Annotated in this window: 14 protein-coding genes; 4 read left to right on the forward strand and 10 right to left on the reverse strand. The window is 57.7% G+C overall.

The genetic code is table 11. The annotated features are described in order from the left end of the window. Positions 1 to 2: 2 nt before the first annotated feature. The 9 genes from cysM to ACQG0S_RS15645 form a co-directional block, all read right to left on the reverse strand. Positions 3 to 914: a cysteine synthase CysM gene (gene cysM / locus ACQG0S_RS15605; protein WP_048965750.1), complete on the reverse strand. Its 912-nt coding sequence runs from the start codon at positions 912 to 914 to the stop codon at positions 3 to 5. 67 nt (positions 915 to 981) lie between these two features. Continuing rightward, complete coding sequence (gene cysA / locus ACQG0S_RS15610) at positions 982 to 2,076, reverse strand: sulfate/thiosulfate ABC transporter ATP-binding protein CysA (protein ID WP_022648949.1); 1,095 nt, start codon at positions 2,074 to 2,076, stop codon at positions 982 to 984. Beyond that, on the reverse strand, positions 2,066 to 2,941 hold the full coding sequence (gene cysW / locus ACQG0S_RS15615) for a sulfate/thiosulfate ABC transporter permease CysW (protein WP_003861305.1): 876 nt from the start codon (positions 2,939 to 2,941) through the stop codon (positions 2,066 to 2,068). Before cysW ends, cysA begins: the two co-directional genes overlap by 11 nt. Continuing rightward, a complete protein-coding gene (gene cysT, locus ACQG0S_RS15620; protein WP_022648951.1) occupies positions 2,941 to 3,774 on the reverse strand; it encodes a sulfate/thiosulfate ABC transporter permease CysT in 834 nt (277 codons plus the stop codon). Before cysT ends, cysW begins: the two co-directional genes overlap by 1 nt. Beyond that, positions 3,774 to 4,787, reverse strand: coding sequence for a sulfate ABC transporter substrate-binding protein (locus ACQG0S_RS15625; protein WP_022648952.1), 1,014 nt, complete (start codon positions 4,785 to 4,787; stop codon positions 3,774 to 3,776). The genes cysT and ACQG0S_RS15625 overlap by 1 nt, the downstream gene beginning before the upstream one ends. A 176-nt stretch (positions 4,788 to 4,963) precedes the next feature. Further along, a complete protein-coding gene (locus tag ACQG0S_RS15630; RefSeq protein WP_022648953.1) occupies positions 4,964 to 5,863 on the reverse strand; it encodes a Dyp-type peroxidase in 900 nt (299 codons plus the stop codon). Positions 5,864 to 5,955: 92 nt separating this feature from the next. Beyond that, on the reverse strand, positions 5,956 to 6,531 hold the full coding sequence (locus tag ACQG0S_RS15635) for an RpoE-regulated lipoprotein (protein WP_022648954.1): 576 nt from the start codon (positions 6,529 to 6,531) through the stop codon (positions 5,956 to 5,958). A 63-nt stretch (positions 6,532 to 6,594) separates the two neighbouring features. Further along, positions 6,595 to 7,044: a DUF2919 domain-containing protein gene (locus ACQG0S_RS15640; protein ID WP_022648955.1), complete on the reverse strand. Its 450-nt coding sequence runs from the start codon at positions 7,042 to 7,044 to the stop codon at positions 6,595 to 6,597. Next, positions 7,031 to 7,456 carry a GNAT family acetyltransferase gene (locus tag ACQG0S_RS15645; RefSeq protein WP_003861292.1) on the reverse strand — a complete coding sequence of 142 codons (426 nt, stop codon included), beginning with the start codon at positions 7,454 to 7,456 and terminating at the stop codon, positions 7,031 to 7,033. Before ACQG0S_RS15645 ends, ACQG0S_RS15640 begins: the two co-directional genes overlap by 14 nt. Before the next feature lie 212 nt (positions 7,457 to 7,668). Here ACQG0S_RS15645 and amiA point away from each other — a divergent pair, with 212 nt between their 5' ends. Beyond that, positions 7,669 to 8,544: an N-acetylmuramoyl-L-alanine amidase AmiA gene (gene amiA / locus ACQG0S_RS15650; RefSeq protein WP_023306670.1), complete on the forward strand. Its 876-nt coding sequence runs from the start codon at positions 7,669 to 7,671 to the stop codon at positions 8,542 to 8,544. Next, on the forward strand, positions 8,544 to 9,443 hold the full coding sequence (gene hemF, locus ACQG0S_RS15655) for an oxygen-dependent coproporphyrinogen oxidase (protein WP_048965751.1): 900 nt from the start codon (positions 8,544 to 8,546) through the stop codon (positions 9,441 to 9,443). Before amiA ends, hemF begins: the two co-directional genes overlap by 1 nt. Positions 9,444 to 9,557: 114 nt before the next feature. Here hemF and maeB read toward each other — a convergent pair whose 3' ends face one another. Continuing rightward, positions 9,558 to 11,837, reverse strand: coding sequence for an NADP-dependent oxaloacetate-decarboxylating malate dehydrogenase (gene maeB / locus ACQG0S_RS15660; protein WP_045309155.1), 2,280 nt, complete (start codon positions 11,835 to 11,837; stop codon positions 9,558 to 9,560). Positions 11,838 to 12,123: 286 nt separating this feature from the next. Here maeB and tal point away from each other — a divergent pair, with 286 nt between their 5' ends. Both tal and tkt read left to right on the forward strand, forming a co-directional pair. After that, positions 12,124 to 13,074 (forward strand): transaldolase, encoded by a 951-nt coding sequence (gene tal, locus ACQG0S_RS15665; protein ID WP_022648959.1) that lies wholly within the window; start codon positions 12,124 to 12,126, stop codon positions 13,072 to 13,074. A 19-nt stretch (positions 13,075 to 13,093) separates the two neighbouring features. After that, positions 13,094 to 15,082, forward strand: a complete 1,989-nt coding sequence (tkt, locus tag ACQG0S_RS15670) for a transketolase (protein ID WP_022648960.1) — start codon at positions 13,094 to 13,096, stop codon at positions 15,080 to 15,082. Positions 15,083 to 15,146: the final 64 nt, after the last annotated feature.

A 15,146-nucleotide genomic window follows, 5' to 3' on the forward strand; every position in this document is an offset into this window, starting at 1 on the left:
GCTTAAATCCCCGCCCCCTGCGAATAACTCTCTTCACCAAAGACGCCGGTCGACAGGTAGCGATCGCCGCGATCGCAAATAATCGCTACCACTACTGCACCCGGGTTTGCCTTAGCCACCCGAATCGCCCCCGCTACCGCGCCACCCGAACTGACGCCGCAGAAGATGCCTTCACGCACGGCCAGCTCACGCATGGTATTTTCCGCCTCGCGCTGATGAATATCCAGCACCTGGTCCACAAGCTGCGCATTAAAGATGCCCGGCATATACTCCGCGGGCCAGCGGCGAATGCCCGGAATACTGCTTCCCTCTTCCGGCTGGAGGCCGACAATCGTCACCGGCTGCTCCTGCTCGCGCAGAAAACGTGACACACCGGTGATCGTGCCCGTGGTCCCCATGCTGGAGACAAAGTGGGTGATGCGCCCGCCGGTTTGCTGCCAGATTTCCGGGCCGGTGGAGGTGTAGTGCGCGTACGGGTTGTCCGGGTTATTAAACTGGTCGAGCAGCTTGCCTTCCCCGCGCTCCGCCATCGCTAACGCTAAATCTCGCGCCCCTTCCATCCCCTGCTCTTTGCTCACCAGAATCAGCTCGGCCCCGTAGGCACGCATGGCGGCACGGCGCTCCTGGCTCATGTTATCCGGCATCAGCAGCTTCATACGATAGCCTTTCAGGGCGGCTATCATCGCCAGTGCGATACCGGTGTTACCGCTGGTGGCTTCGATCAGCACGTCGCCGGGCTTTATTTCGCCGCGCTTTTCGGCCTGAACAATCATCGACAGCGCCGCCCGGTCTTTCACCGACCCCGCCGGGTTATTGCCTTCAAGTTTGACCCAGATTTCGCTGCCGTTGTCACACCCCATGCGTTGAAGTTTGACCAGAGGGGTGTTGCCGATGGTGTGTTCGAGTGTATTCACGTTTTTTACTCAATAAAAAGCCCGGTAAGCATCACGCCACCGGGCGAAAAACATACTCAATAACCTATCAGGCTGACTCCGCCAGAGCAATATCCTCGCGCGTCTCGATGCGCTCGTTGCCGTGATAAATGCGCGCGTGTTGCAGCCCCACAAACAGGCGTTCCCCCCGGTGCGGCGGCTCGTCGTCACGCATAACCACGGTCAGCGGCTCGGTGTACCAGCCCAGGGGCTGTACCACTAATTGGGTGTAGTGACCTTTAGGGCTAGCTTCCAGCACCTGCACCGGAAGCGGTGAGTCCAGGCTGGTACGGCGGCTGACGTCCACTTCCCACGGGCGCAGGAACAGATCCACCGGTCCCTGGTGCGCGGAGGTATACCCCAGCGGCCAGCGGTGCGCGCCAACGTGGAACTGACCGCCGCGAATAGTACCCTGAAGGCGGTTTACTTCCCCCATAAACTCCAGCACAAAGCGGGTCGCCGGTTCACGCCAGAGTTGCTCTGGCTCGTCAACCTGCTCAATGTTGCCCTGACTCATCACCACCACGCGGTCGGCTACTTCCATCGCCTCTTCCTGATCGTGGGTCACGAAAACGCTGGTGAACTGGAGTTCCTCATGAAGCTGACGCAGCCAGCGGCGGAGCTCTTTACGCACCTGCGCATCCAGCGCGCCAAACGGTTCGTCCAGCAGCAGGATTTGCGGTTCCACGGCTAACGCACGCGCCAGCGCCACGCGCTGTTTCTGCCCGCCAGAAAGCTGTGCCGGGAAGCGGTCCGCCAGATGAGCCAGCTGCACCATCTCCAGCAGTTTGGTCACTTTCGCTTTGATGGCGGCCGCATTCGGACGCTCACGACGCGGCAGTACGGTCAGACCAAACGCGATGTTGTCGAATACCGTCATGTGGCGGAACAGGGCGTAGTGCTGGAATACAAAACCCACTTTACGGTCGCGGGCATGCAAACGGCTTACGTCCGTACCGTGGAAGCGGATATGTCCGCTGGTCTGGTGCTCAAGCCCGGCGATAATACGCAGCAGCGTGGTTTTACCGGAGCCAGACGGCCCCAGCAGCGCCACCATTTGTCCGGAAGGGATATCCAGCGAGATATCATTCAGCACCTGGGTGCGACCAAAAGACTTCTTAATATTGGCAATCTCAATGCTCATGATTTCCCTCCTGATGCTGACGTTTTTCCTGATTCTCTAAACGCCACTGCACCACACTCTTCAAAAACAGGGTCAAAATCGCCATCAGCGTCAGCAACGCTGCGGCAGTAAAGGAACCGACGGTGTTGTAGTCCTGTTCCAGTAATTCAATCTGTAACGGCAGCGACAGGGTTTCGCCGCGAATCGAGCCGGATACCACCGACACCGCGCCAAACTCACCGATCGCACGGGCGTTGGTCAGCACCACGCCGTAAAGCAGTGCCCAGCGGATATTCGGCAGCGTGACGCGGCGGAACATCTGCCAGCCGGAAGCGCCGAGCAGCACCGCGGCTTCATCTTCATGGCTGCCCTGGCTGAGCATCACCGGCACCAGCTCGCGTACCACGAACGGACAGGTGACAAAGACGGTCACCAGCACCATCCCCGGCCAGGCGAACATGATCTGCAGGTCGTGTTCATCCAGCCAGCCGCCCAGCGGGCCATTGGAACCGTAGAAGAGCAGATAAACCAGACCCGCCACCACCGGTGACACCGCAAACGGGATATCCAGCAGGGTCAGCAGCAGCTGACGCCCCGGGAAGTTAAAGCGCGTTACCAGCCAGGCCAGCAATACGCCAAACACCAGATTCACCGGGACGGTGATCAGGGCAATCATGACCGTCAGCCAGATGGCGTGGAGCATGTCCGGATCGGCCAGGTTTTGCAGCGCGGGCATAATCCCTTTGCTGAAGGCCTGAACGAATATGTACACCATCGGCACGACGAGAATGAATGCGGAGACCAGCACGCCGGTACCAATCAGAAACCATTTGCCCCAGTTGATGCGGGGCGCGTCATAGCGCTTCAATTGCGTAACTTCCGCCATCAGTGACCTACCACACGTCGACCAAAGCGACTTTGCAGAGTGTTAATCGAGAACAGCAGTAGCAGCGACGCGGCAAGGATCACCGAGGCAATCGCACTCGCGGCCGGATAATCAAACTCCTGCAAACGGACAAAAATCATCAGCGAGGTCACTTCGGTTTTCCACGCGATGTTCCCGGCGATAAAAATGACCGCGCCAAATTCACCGAGGCTGCGGGTAAAGGAGAGCGCGATACCCGCCAGCAACGCCGGAGAGAGTTCCGGCAGCACGACCTTGCGAAAACTCTGCCAGCGCGTGGCGCCGAGCGTTTCTGCGGCCTCTTCGTATTCGGGTCCTAACTCTTCCAGCACCGGCTGCACGGTACGTACCACAAACGGGATGCTGGTAAAGGCCATGGCCACCGCGATACCGAGCCAGGTATAGGTCACTTTGATATCAAACTTCGCCAGCCACTCACCGTAAAACCCGTTCACGGAGAAGAGCGACGCCAGCGTCAAACCGGCAACCGCCGTCGGCAGGGCAAACGGCAGATCCATCAGCGCGTCGAGCAGGGTGCGGCCAGGGAAGCGATAGCGAGTTAAGATCCACGCCATCAGCAGGCCAAACACGCCGTTAAAAATCGAGGCCACGAACGCAGACAGCAGGGTGACCTTGTAGGCCGCCACCACCTGCGGGTTAGTAATCACTTCCCAGTACTGGGACCAGCTCATCTCAGCGAGCTGCATCACCAGCGCGCTGAGCGGTAATAACAAAATCAGACAGACGAACAGCAGGCTGGTCCCGAGGCTTAAGGTAAAGCCCGGCAGCACACGTCTGGAGGACACTGCAAACATTACTTACGCCCCGCTGCCAGCAGTTTGTCCAACTCACCGCCGCTGACAAAATGCGTTTTCATGACCTCAGGCCAGGCGCCAAAATGATCTTCCACGCGGAACAGCTCGGTCTGCGGGAATTTGTCTTTCAGCTTGCTCATCACGTCCGGGTTGTTGACACGGTAGTAGTAGTCGGTGATAACGGTTTGCGCCTGCGGGCTGTACAGATAGTTCAGGTAGGCTTTCGCCGCCTTTTCTGTGCCGTTAGCCTTTACGTTTTTATCCACCCACGCCACCGGGAACTCGGCCAGAATGTTCGTTTTCGGGATAACCACTTCGAAGCCCTGCGCTTCGTACTGTTTACGAATATTGTTCACTTCGGATTCAAAGCTGATCAGTACGTCGCCCAGCCCGCGCTCGGCGAAGGTGGTGGTTGCGCCACGACCGCCGGTATCAAACACCTCGACGTTTTTCAGGAACTGGGTCATAAACTGTTCGGTTTTCGCTTTATCGTTACCGTCAGCTTTGTCCGCCGCGCCCCACGCCGCCAGATAGGTGTAACGTGCGTTGCCGGAGGTTTTCGGATTCGGGAAGATCAGCTTTACGTCTGAACGCACCAGGTCGTTCCAGTCGTGGATGTTCTTCGGGTTGCCCTTGCGCACCAGGAAGCCCATGGTGGAGTAAAATGGCGAACTGTTGTTCGGCAGGCGGCTTTGCCAGTTCGCCGGGATCAGTTTGCCTTTGTCGTGCAGGATCTGCACGTCCGTGACCTGGTTGTAGGTCACCACGTCCGCTTTCAGCCCCTGCAAAATGGCCAGCGCCTGCTTGGATGAGCCAGCGTGCGACTGCTTGATGGTCAGCTTGTCGCCGTTGTTCTCTTTCGCCCACTGCTGTTCAAATGCGGGATTAAGGGCGGCAAACAGCTCGCGCGAAACATCATAAGAACTGTTCAGCAACTCGGTTGCCTGCGCCTGCGCCACCAGCAGTAAACCTGCCAGTGCCAGCGATCCTTTTTTCAGTACAGTAACGGCCATTGCGCACCCTTATAAATGTGATGACTATCTTATAGTCATAATATTTATAACGGAGTCTAAAGGAGTAACGGTTTTATATACCGTTTGGTGATTTAGAAGCAGAAAAGGGAATAAGAGGTGCGGGAGAAATTGCCGGGTGGCGCTCACGCTTACCCGGCCTACGAATGGAGAGCGATTTACAACGCCAGCAGGCGCTCAACGGACGGCGCAAAGTAGTAGCCGCCGGTCACCGGGCGGGTGAAGCGCAGCATGGCGTCACGCTTACCGTCGGTATCGCCAAACATGCTCAACAGCTGCTGTTCGATGTTGTAGAGGCGTGCGCAATAAGCGCAGAAGTACAGGCCGTGCGTACCGCTCGCGGTGCCGTACGGCAGGCTCTGGCGAACAATCTTCAGCCCCTTACCGTCTTCTTTAAGGTCAACGCGGGACAGGTGGGAAGTGACCGGACGCGCATCGCCGTCAATCTCTTCATTGGCATCTTTGGTACGGCCAATCATCATCTCCTGGTCATGCACGCTCATGCGGTTAAGCTGCCTGAGGTTATGCTCCCAGCGCTGGACGAACACATAGCTGCCGCCCGCGTCCACGCCATCCTTGATTACAGCCACCTCGCGACGCGTCTCTTCCCCGGCCGGGTTTTCGGTGCCGTCGACGAAGCCGCTCAAATCGCGCTCTTCCACCCAGCGGAAACCGTGGATCTCTTCCTGCACGTCGATACTGTCACCAAAGGCCTCAATCGCAGCCTGAGCGACAGAAAAGTTCACGTCGTGACGCAGGGAGAGGATATGGATCAGAACGTCATACTGGGTGGCGGGCGCAAGACCTTTGCCATAAGGAATAAAGTCTTTCAGCTCTTCTGCGCCTTCGCCGCCGCTCAGATGACGCCAGACGGTGCTGCCAAAGGCAACCACCGCGCCCAGATGGGCTTCGGGGAATTTGGCCTGGAAGGTGGCCAGTTTATCAACGAAAACTTTGCTGGCCGCGCGCAGGGCATCCACGTCCCCTTTGACGTTGGCTTCAATCCAAATCGCCGCCCGGCAATGTTCTGGCAAAATGCCACTCTGAACCTGAGACATCGCTCCTCCTGAAATAAAGATGCCACGACAGCGTGGCATTGATGGCGGCTATTATACCCGGATTTCAGCGAGGCGGCTTGCTCAGGCGCAAATTACTGCTGCCAGATAATTTTGCTCACTTTCCACTTTTTCAGGGTGTCGTCAGACGGCATTAACCCTTCCGGACCGTTCCAGGTGCCGCTGAACACATAGCTAATATGCTGGCTGCCGTCGGCCTTACACTCGACCGCCACGCTCTCCTCCGATGGCACACTGGCGCAGTGGCCAAACGCTTTCTGATAGAGTTCGCCAAACGGCGTTCCCACCTTCACGCCACCTGAGGTCGGGATCTCTTCATCCATCACCGCAATGCGGTTGACCGTACCTTTATCGCCGTTGATGACCATTGCCACCTTGTCATCTTTCAACGCTTCGAAATAGCGCACGATGTTGCCGTTCTCGGTTTTCATGCCGCTGCGCAGGCGATAATCACTGCCGATGGCATCCTGAATGGCATCCTGATCCAGCGCCGTCGAGGCGGTGATTTTGCCCACGCCCTGCTCGGTCACTTCCATTGAGGAGCCAAACCAGTTCCACGGATAGGCCGCAGACCAGTTGATGGATGAGAGCGTGGAACAGCCGGTTAACGCCAGCGGGAGAGCGCATAAAAGTAAACGCAGCGATTTCATTGAGACGTCCTTACGTAGTAAATCAACGCTTGTTGGAGTGCAGTATCGACAAAAAGTGCCGTTTTAATCTGGCTCTTGCGTAAAACAGGCGCGTAAACGGGGATTCGTGACCAGCCACAGCAGCGCGACAATATCCGCCACCACCAGTGCAATCCCGATACCCGAAAGCGGCTCGCCGTACAGCCAGAGCAAGGGTTGCCAGACCAGAAGCACAAACTGCGCCAGGATCAGCAGCCAGCGAAGCGCGCGCCAGAAGCGCGGAATGGCTTGCCGCCGTCCGCTGCACAGAAACGCCAGGACCGCCGGTACGCCCGGCAGTAACCCCAGCCAGAACGCATCGTGATCGGGATAAAAGAGATTCAGTAACGTATCGCCCTGCCCGCGCGACGCGCCAGCCATCACGAACAGCACCCAGGTGCGGGCCTGCAACAGCAGAACGCACCAGAACAAAAAAGGCAGACGCAGACGACCGTGAATGTCGTAGTCGCCAGGGTGGAACTCAGTACTCTTCATCTTCGATCAGGCGCTTACCCAGCGTCAGTACATCCGCGTGCTCGTAGCCCAGACGTTCATACATGCCCAGCACCACGTCGTTATCTTCCCGGACCATAATCTGGATTTTCGGGCAGCCACGGGCGATCAGTTTCTTTTCCAGACGGTTAAGCAGCGCGTTGGCGATGCCGCGCGCGCGATATTCCGGGTGCACGCCCAGATAGTAGGCCGAGCCGCGGTGGCCGTCGTACCCGCCCATCACCGTCCCGACCACTTCGCCGTTGACCTCAGCGACCAGAAACAGACTGACGTCGTGATTCACCTTCCGTTCGATGTCCATTTCCGGATCGTTCCACGGACGCAGCAGATCGCAGCGCTCCCAAAGGGTGATCACCTCTTCGAAATCTTCCTGGCGAAAAACGCGTATCTCCATGGTATTAACCGCCTTTTCGGGTTTAAAAACAGTGATTATGGCGTGAACAGGGCGTTTAGCCAATAACCGGGGAAAAACTCGCCAAAATTTGGCATAATGTCACTTTGTCACGTATTGAAATGAAAAGTAAAACAATTCTCAATAAGGACTGTCGTAACGGGAAACACGATACGATATAACACCAGGACCCCAATTTTTACAATTCAGGCCGCATGAGCACATTCAAACCATTAAAAGCACTCACATCGCGTCGTCAGGTTCTCAAAGCGGGGCTGGCGGCCTTAACGTTATCGGGTATCGCAAAGCAGGCTCAGGCAAAAGAAGAGAGCACGCTTAAAACCAGTAACGGACACAGCAAGCCGAAAACCAAAAAAGCTGGCGCAAAGCGTCTGGTCATGCTCGATCCGGGCCACGGCGGGATCGACACCGGCGCCATTGGCCGAAACGGGTCGAAAGAAAAACACGTCGTGCTGGCAATTGCAAAAAATGTACGCGCAATTTTACGCAGCAACGGTATTGACGCCCGCCTGACGCGCACAGGCGACACGTTTATCCCGCTGTACGATCGCGTGGAGATTGCCCACAAGCACGGCGCCGATCTGTTTATGTCCATTCACGCGGATGGCTTCACAAACCCTTCCGCCGCAGGCGCCTCGGTATTTGCGCTCTCCAACCGTGGCGCCAGTAGCGCCATGGCGAAATACCTCTCCGATCGCGAAAACCGGGCGGATGAAGTGGCCGGGAAAAAAGCCACCGACAAAGACCATCTGTTACAGCAGGTTCTGTTCGATCTTGTGCAGACCGATACCATCAAAAACAGCCTGACGCTCGGCTCGCATATCCTCAAACGGATTAAACCCGTGCACCGTCTGCACAGTAAAAGCACCGAGCAGGCCGCGTTTGTGGTGCTGAAGTCACCGTCTATTCCGTCCGTGCTGGTGGAAACCTCGTTCATTACCAACCCGGAAGAAGAGCGTTTACTCGGCACTAAGGCGTTTCGTCAGAAGATCGCGAACGCCATCGCCTCCGGGGTCATCAGTTATTTCAACTGGTTCGATAATCAAAAAGCGCACTCCAGGAAACGTTGATGAAACCGAATGCACAGCTGGTCAAAACTTTCCTGATGCAGCTCCAGGACGCGATTTGCCAGAAACTGACCGCCGCAGACGGCGGTGAATTCCAGGAAGACACCTGGCAGCGCGAAGCGGGCGGCGGCGGGCGCAGCCGCGTGCTGCGTAACGGCGGTATTTTTGAACAGGCGGGGGTCAACTTCTCCCACGTCCACGGTGATGCAATGCCAGCGTCCGCCACGGCGCATCGGCCTGAACTGGCGGGCCGCAGCTTCGAGGCGATGGGCGTCTCGCTGGTGGTGCATCCGCATAACCCGTTTGTGCCAACCAGCCACGCCAACGTGCGCTTTTTCATCGCGGAAAAACCGGGGGCCGATCCGGTCTGGTGGTTTGGCGGCGGTTTCGACTTAACGCCTTACTATGGCTTTGAAGAGGATGCCGTGCACTGGCACACCACCGCGCGCGACCTCTGCCTGCCGTTTGGCGAAGACGTTTACCCGAAATATAAAAAGTGGTGCGATGACTATTTTTATCTGAAGCACCGCGACGAGCAGCGCGGCATCGGTGGGCTGTTCTTTGACGATCTCAACACGCCGGATTTTGATACCGCGTTCAGCTTTATGCGCGCGGTGGGTGAAGGCTTTACCAACGCCTATCTTCCGATTGTCGAACGCCGCAAAGACACCGACTACGGCGTGCGCGAGCGTGAGTTCCAGCTCTACCGTCGCGGGCGCTACGTGGAATTTAATCTGGTGTGGGATCGCGGGACGCTGTTTGGCCTGCAAACCGGCGGGCGCACGGAGTCCATTCTGATGTCGATGCCGCCGCTGGTGCGCTGGGAATACAGCTACGCGCCAAAAGAAGGCAGCCCGGAGGCTGCCTTGAGTGAGTTTATTAAGGTTCGGGACTGGGTTTAACCCTTACCCCTCACCCCGGCCCTCTCCCCAAAGGGGCGAGGGTGAAAAGACGGCTCAGAGCAGTCCCCTCTCCCCTATGGGGAGAGGGTTAGGGTGAGGGGCGAGGGCAATAAATTACAGCGGCTGCGTCTGCGCCTCAACCACCGCCAGCGCCACCATGTTGACGATACGACGCACGGAGGCAATCGGCGTTAACACATGCACCGGTTTTGACACCCCCATCAGCACTGGCCCTACGGTCACCCCTTCAGAACTCGACACGCGCAGCAGGTTATAGCTAATACGCGCCGCTTCCACGTTCGGCATAATCAGCACGTTCGCCGAGCCTTTCAGCGGACTGTCCGGCATACGTTCATTACGAATACTCTCCACCAGCGCGGCGTCGCCGTGCATCTCGCCGTCGATCATCAGCTCCGGCGCGCGCGCTCGCACCAGGTCCAGCGTCTGGCGCATTTTGCACGCCGCCGCGGATTTGGATGACCCGAAGTTTGAGTGCGACAGCAGCGCCACTTTCGGCTCGATACCAAAGCGGCGCACGGTTTCCGCCGCCATCACGGTGATTTCCGCCAGTTCGTCCGGGGAGGGATCGTCGTTGACGTAGGTATCGGCGATAAAGGTGTTACCGCTTGGCAGCAGCAGCGCGTTCATTGCGCCGGCAGTATGGACGCCCTCGCGATAGCCGAAGATCTCCTGTACCACGCTGAAATGCTCATGGTACTCGCCGATGGTGCCGCAGATCAGCGCATCCGCCTCACCGCGATGAACCATGATCGCGCCGATCACCGTGGTGTTGCTGATCACCGCCCGCTGCGCCTGCTCCTGGGTGATCCCGCGACGCTTCATGATCGAATAGTATTCGTTCCAGTACTCTTTGAAGCGCGGATCGGATTCGTTGTTAACGATCTCAAAGTCCACGCCCGGCTTTATTTGCAGGCCGAGCTTCTGAATACGCATCTCGATCACGCTCGGACGACCAATCAGGATCGGTTTCGCCAGCCCTAAGGTGATCAGCTCCTGCGTGGCATGCAGCACGCGCGCCTCTTCCCCTTCCGCCAGCACCACGCGCTTCGCGTCGGCGCGCGCCTGGGAGAAGATCGGCTTCATAAACAGGTTGGTTTTGTAAACGAACTCGGTGAGCTTATCGACGTACGCGTCGAAATCCTGAATCGGACGCGTCGCCACGCCGGAGTCCATCGCCGCTTTGGCCACCGCTGGCGCGATCTTCACGATCAGACGCGGGTCAAATGGTTTAGGGATGATGTAGTCGGGGCCGAAGCTCAGATCCTGATCGCCGTAGGCGGAGGCCACCACTTCGCTCTGCTCGGCGTGCGCCAGCTCTGCGATAGCATGAACGGCAGCCAGCTTCATCTCTTCGTTGATCGCCGTGGCGCCGACGTCCAGCGCCCCGCGGAAGATGAACGGGAAGCAGAGCACGTTGTTCACCTGGTTCGGGTAGTCCGAACGTCCGGTGCAGATGATAGCGTCTTCACGCACCGCCTTCGCCAGCGGCGGCAGAATTTCCGGCTCCGGGTTCGCCAGAGCCAGGATCATTGGCGCGCGCGCCATCTTCTGCACCATCTCCTGGGTCAGCACTTTCGGGCCTGAACAGCCGAGGAAAATGTCAGCACCGTCAATCACGTCTTCAAGCGTGCGCTTGCCGTCGTCTTCCACCGCATAGGCCGCCTTGGTTTCCGCCATGTTTGGCTCGCGGTCTTTGTAGATCACGCCCTTGGAGTCGCAGACCACAATATTGTGCTTCTGCATGCCCAGCGCCACCAGCAGGTTCATACAGGCGATGGCCGCGGCGCCTGCGCCGGAGACCACCATGCGCACGTCGGAGAGATTTTTCTCCACCACGCGCAGGCCGTTCAGAATGGCGGCGGTACTGATAATCGCCGTGCCGTGCTGGTCGTCATGGAACACGGGAATGTTCATACGCTCGCGCAGCTTCTGCTCGATATAGAAACATTCCGGCGCTTTGATGTCTTCCAGGTTGATGCCGCCGAAGGTCGGCTCCAGCGCCGCCACCACGTTGATGAATTTATCCGGATCCAGTTCGTCCACTTCGATATCGAAGACGTCGATACCGGCAAATTTCTTAAACAGAACGCCCTTCCCTTCCATCACCGGCTTACCAGCCAGCGCACCGATGTTCCCTAACCCCAGCACCGCCGTACCGTTAGAGATAACGGCCACCAGGTTGCCGCGCGCGGTGTATTTGTACGCTGCCAGCGGATCTTTTTCGATTTCCAGGCACGGAGCAGCCACGCCCGGCGAGTAGGCCAGCGCCAGATCGCGCTGGGTCGCCAGCGGTTTGGTCGGGGATACCTGGATTTTACCCGGAACAGGAAACTCGTGAAAATCGAGAGCGCTTTGTTTTAACTGATCATCCATCTTGTTATTCCTTTCACGTTTCGGTCAAAAAGGGTGATGTCGACGTTCCTATGCACACCCTGGTGTGCCGCATAGTATCGCCGCAGGCAGGCTCCTAAACTTTGAAGGCTGCCAAACTCTCACCATTGCAGAATAAAAATTGTTATCAATTTATAACAGCCATGTTACCCGTCTCAGAAAGCAATGCCTCCCCCGTCTGCTATGCTTTTTTGTTAAGTCCATCATGATTTTCTCAGAAGTGTGAACTAACGCACTCGACTAACTCTTTTATTTCCAAGGAGTAATTATGAACCAGCTAGACGGCATCAAACAATTTACCACCGTGGTTGCAGACAGCGGCGACATCGAGTCGATTCGTCACTACCAGCCGGAAGACGCGACCACCAATCCCTCTCTGCTGCTCAAGGCGGCCGGTCTTGCGCACTTTAGTCATCTGATTGATGACGCCCTTGCCTACGGCAAACAGCGCGGGAAAACGCAGGAACAGCAGGTCGCCGAAGCCAGCGACAAGCTGGCGGTCAATATCGGTGCGGAAATTCTTAAAAGCATACCGGGGCGCGTCTCTACCGAAGTGGACGCCCGCCTCTCGTTCGACCAGGAAAAAAGCATTAACAAGGCCCGCCGCATAGTGGAACTCTACCAGGAGCAGGGGATCGATAAGTCACGCATTCTGATCAAGCTTGCGTCTACCTGGGAAGGCATCCGCGCGGCGGAAGTGCTGGAGAAAGAGGGGATCCACTGCAACCTGACGCTACTGTTCTCCTTCGCCCAGGCGCGTGCCTGCGCCGAAGCGGGCGTGTTCCTGATTTCACCGTTTGTCGGGCGTATCTACGACTGGTATCAGGCGAAACAGCCAATGGATCCGTACGTGGTGGAAGAAGATCCTGGCGTAAAATCGGTGCGTAATATCTACGATTATTACAAGCAGCATCGCTACGAGACCATCGTGATGGGGGCCAGCTTCCGCCGCACCGAGCAGATCCTGGCGCTCGCGGGCTGTGACCGTCTGACCATCTCTCCTGACCTGCTGAAAAAGCTTCAGGAGAGTGAAGAGACGGTGATCCGCAAGCTGGTACCGACCTCTACCGTTCTGCCAAAACCGAAACCCATGACCGAAGCGGAATTCCGCTGGGAGCACAATCAGGATCCAATGGCCGTGGAAAAACTGGCAGATGGCATCCGCCAGTTCGCCGTCGACCAGCGCAAACTCGAAGATCTTCTCGCCGCCAAACTTTAACCTTGCCACGGAGTGAACTATGTCCCGTAAAGAGCTCGCCAACGCCATTCGCGCCCTCAGCATGGATGCCGTACAAAAAGCCAATTCCGGCCACCCTGGCGCCCCCATGGGTATGGCTGATATTGCCGAAGTGCTGTGGAACGACTTCCTGAAGCACAACCCGACCGATCCGACCTGGTACGATCGCGACCGTTTTATTCTCTCCAACGGTCATGCCTCGATGCTGCTCTACAGCCTGCTGCACCTTTCCGGCTACGACCTGCCGCTTGAGGAGTTAAAAAACTTCCGCCAGCTGCACTCCAAAACGCCGGGCCACCCGGAGATCGGCTATACGCCGGGTGTTGAAACCACTACCGGCCCGCTGGGCCAGGGGCTGGCGAATGCCGTCGGCCTGGCGATTGCAGAGCGTACGCTGGCCGCGCAGTTCAACCAGCCCGACCACGAGATTGTCGATCACTACACCTATGTCTTTATGGGTGATGGCTGCCTGATGGAGGGGATCTCCCACGAGGTCTGCTCGCTGGCGGGCACCCTGGGGCTGGGCAAGCTGATTGGCTTCTACGATCACAACGGTATCTCCATTGACGGGGAAACCGAGGGCTGGTTTACCGACGACACGGCAAAACGCTTTGAAGCCTATCACTGGCACGTGGTGCACGAAATCGACGGTCACGATCCTGAGGCGGTGAAAAAAGCGATTCAGGAAGCGCAGAGCGTGAAGGACAAACCGTCCCTGATCGTCTGCCGCACCACCATCGGCTTCGGCTCGCCGAACAAAGCGGGTAAAGAAGAGGCGCACGGCGCGGCGCTGGGTGAAGAGGAAGTGGCGCTGACCCGCCAGAAACTGGGCTGGAAACACCCGGCCTTTGAGATCCCAAAAGAGATCTACAGGGCCTGGGATGCTCGCGAAACAGGTGAAAAAGCGCAGCAGGCCTGGAACGAGAAGTTTGCTGCCTACAAAAAAGCGTATCCGGAGCTGGCGGCCGAATTTAACCGCCGCATGAGCGGTGGCCTGCCGGAAGACTGGGAAGAGAAAACTCAGGCGCTGATTGAAAACCTGCAATCTAACCCGGCGAAAATTGCCACCCGTAAGGCGTCACAAAACACCCTGAACGCGATTGGCCCTGTCCTGCCCGAACTGCTGGGCGGCTCGGCGGATCTGGCGCCAAGTAACCTCACCATCTGGTCTGGCTCTAAATCCCTGAAGGAAGACATTGCCGGAAACTATATCCACTACGGCGTGCGCGAGTTCGGGATGACCGCCATTGCCAACGGTATCGCCCACCATGGCGGCTTCGTGCCGTACACCGCCACCTTCCTGATGTTTGTCGAATATGCCCGTAACGCGGCGCGTATGGCGGCCCTGATGAAGGCGCGGCAAATCATGGTGTATACCCACGACTCCATCGGACTGGGTGAAGATGGGCCGACGCACCAGGCGGTAGAGCAGCTGGCGAGCCTGCGCCTGACGCCAAACTTCAGTACCTGGCGTCCGTGCGATCAGGTTGAAGCGGCTGTGGGCTGGAAGCTGGCCGTAGAGCGCCATAACGGACCCACAGCGCTGATCCTGTCGCGCCAGAACCTGGCGCAGATTGAGCGCACGCCGGAGCAGGTGAAAAATATCGCCCGCGGCGGGTACATCCTGAAAGACAGCGGCGGTAAACCGGACGTGATCCTGATTGCCACCGGTTCAGAGGTGGAAATCACGGTAAAAGCGGCCGAGAAACTGACCGCCGAGGGTCACGCGGTGCGCGTGGTTTCCCTGCCTTCAACGGATATCTTTGATGCCCAGGATGAGGCATACCGCGAATCGGTGCTGCCTTCAAACGTCGCGGCGCGCGTGGCGGTTGAAGCTGGCATTGCCGACTACTGGTACAAATATGTGGGTCTGAAAGGGGCGATTGTCGGCATGAAGGGTTACGGTGAATCCGCCCCGGCCGATAAGCTGTTCCCGTACTTCGGCTTTACCGTTGAGAACGTGGTGGAGAAGGCGCTGAGCGTGCTGTAGTGCAGTCTTCGTGCCCGGTGGCGGCTAAGCCTTACCGGGCCTACAAATCGCTAAAACGTAGGCC

It is taken from the genome of Enterobacter cloacae complex sp. 418I7, from assembly GCF_050030705.1.
GTDB lineage: Bacteria > Pseudomonadota > Gammaproteobacteria > Enterobacterales > Enterobacteriaceae > Enterobacter > Enterobacter intestinihominis.

Coding starts and splice junctions, on each gene's coding strand:
- cysA (WP_022648949.1), bottom strand. CDS start 2,076: ATGAGCATTGAGATTGCCAATATTAAGAAGTCTTTTGGTCGCACCCAG.
- cysW (WP_003861305.1), bottom strand. CDS start 2,941: ATGGCGGAAGTTACGCAATTGAAGCGCTATGACGCGCCCCGCATCAAC.
- cysT (WP_022648951.1), bottom strand. CDS start 3,774: ATGTTTGCAGTGTCCTCCAGACGTGTGCTGCCGGGCTTTACCTTAAGC.
- ACQG0S_RS15625 (WP_022648952.1), bottom strand. CDS start 4,787: ATGGCCGTTACTGTACTGAAAAAAGGATCGCTGGCACTGGCAGGTTTA.
- ACQG0S_RS15630 (WP_022648953.1), bottom strand. CDS start 5,863: ATGTCTCAGGTTCAGAGTGGCATTTTGCCAGAACATTGCCGGGCGGCG.
- ACQG0S_RS15635 (WP_022648954.1), bottom strand. CDS start 6,531: ATGAAATCGCTGCGTTTACTTTTATGCGCTCTCCCGCTGGCGTTAACC.
- ACQG0S_RS15640 (WP_022648955.1), bottom strand. CDS start 7,044: ATGAAGAGTACTGAGTTCCACCCTGGCGACTACGACATTCACGGTCGT.
- ACQG0S_RS15645 (WP_003861292.1), bottom strand. CDS start 7,456: ATGGAGATACGCGTTTTTCGCCAGGAAGATTTCGAAGAGGTGATCACC.
- amiA (WP_023306670.1), top strand. CDS start 7,669: ATGAGCACATTCAAACCATTAAAAGCACTCACATCGCGTCGTCAGGTT.
- hemF (WP_048965751.1), top strand. CDS start 8,544: ATGAAACCGAATGCACAGCTGGTCAAAACTTTCCTGATGCAGCTCCAG.
- maeB (WP_045309155.1), bottom strand. CDS start 11,837: ATGGATGATCAGTTAAAACAAAGCGCTCTCGATTTTCACGAGTTTCCT.
- tal (WP_022648959.1), top strand. CDS start 12,124: ATGAACCAGCTAGACGGCATCAAACAATTTACCACCGTGGTTGCAGAC.
- tkt (WP_022648960.1), top strand. CDS start 13,094: ATGTCCCGTAAAGAGCTCGCCAACGCCATTCGCGCCCTCAGCATGGAT.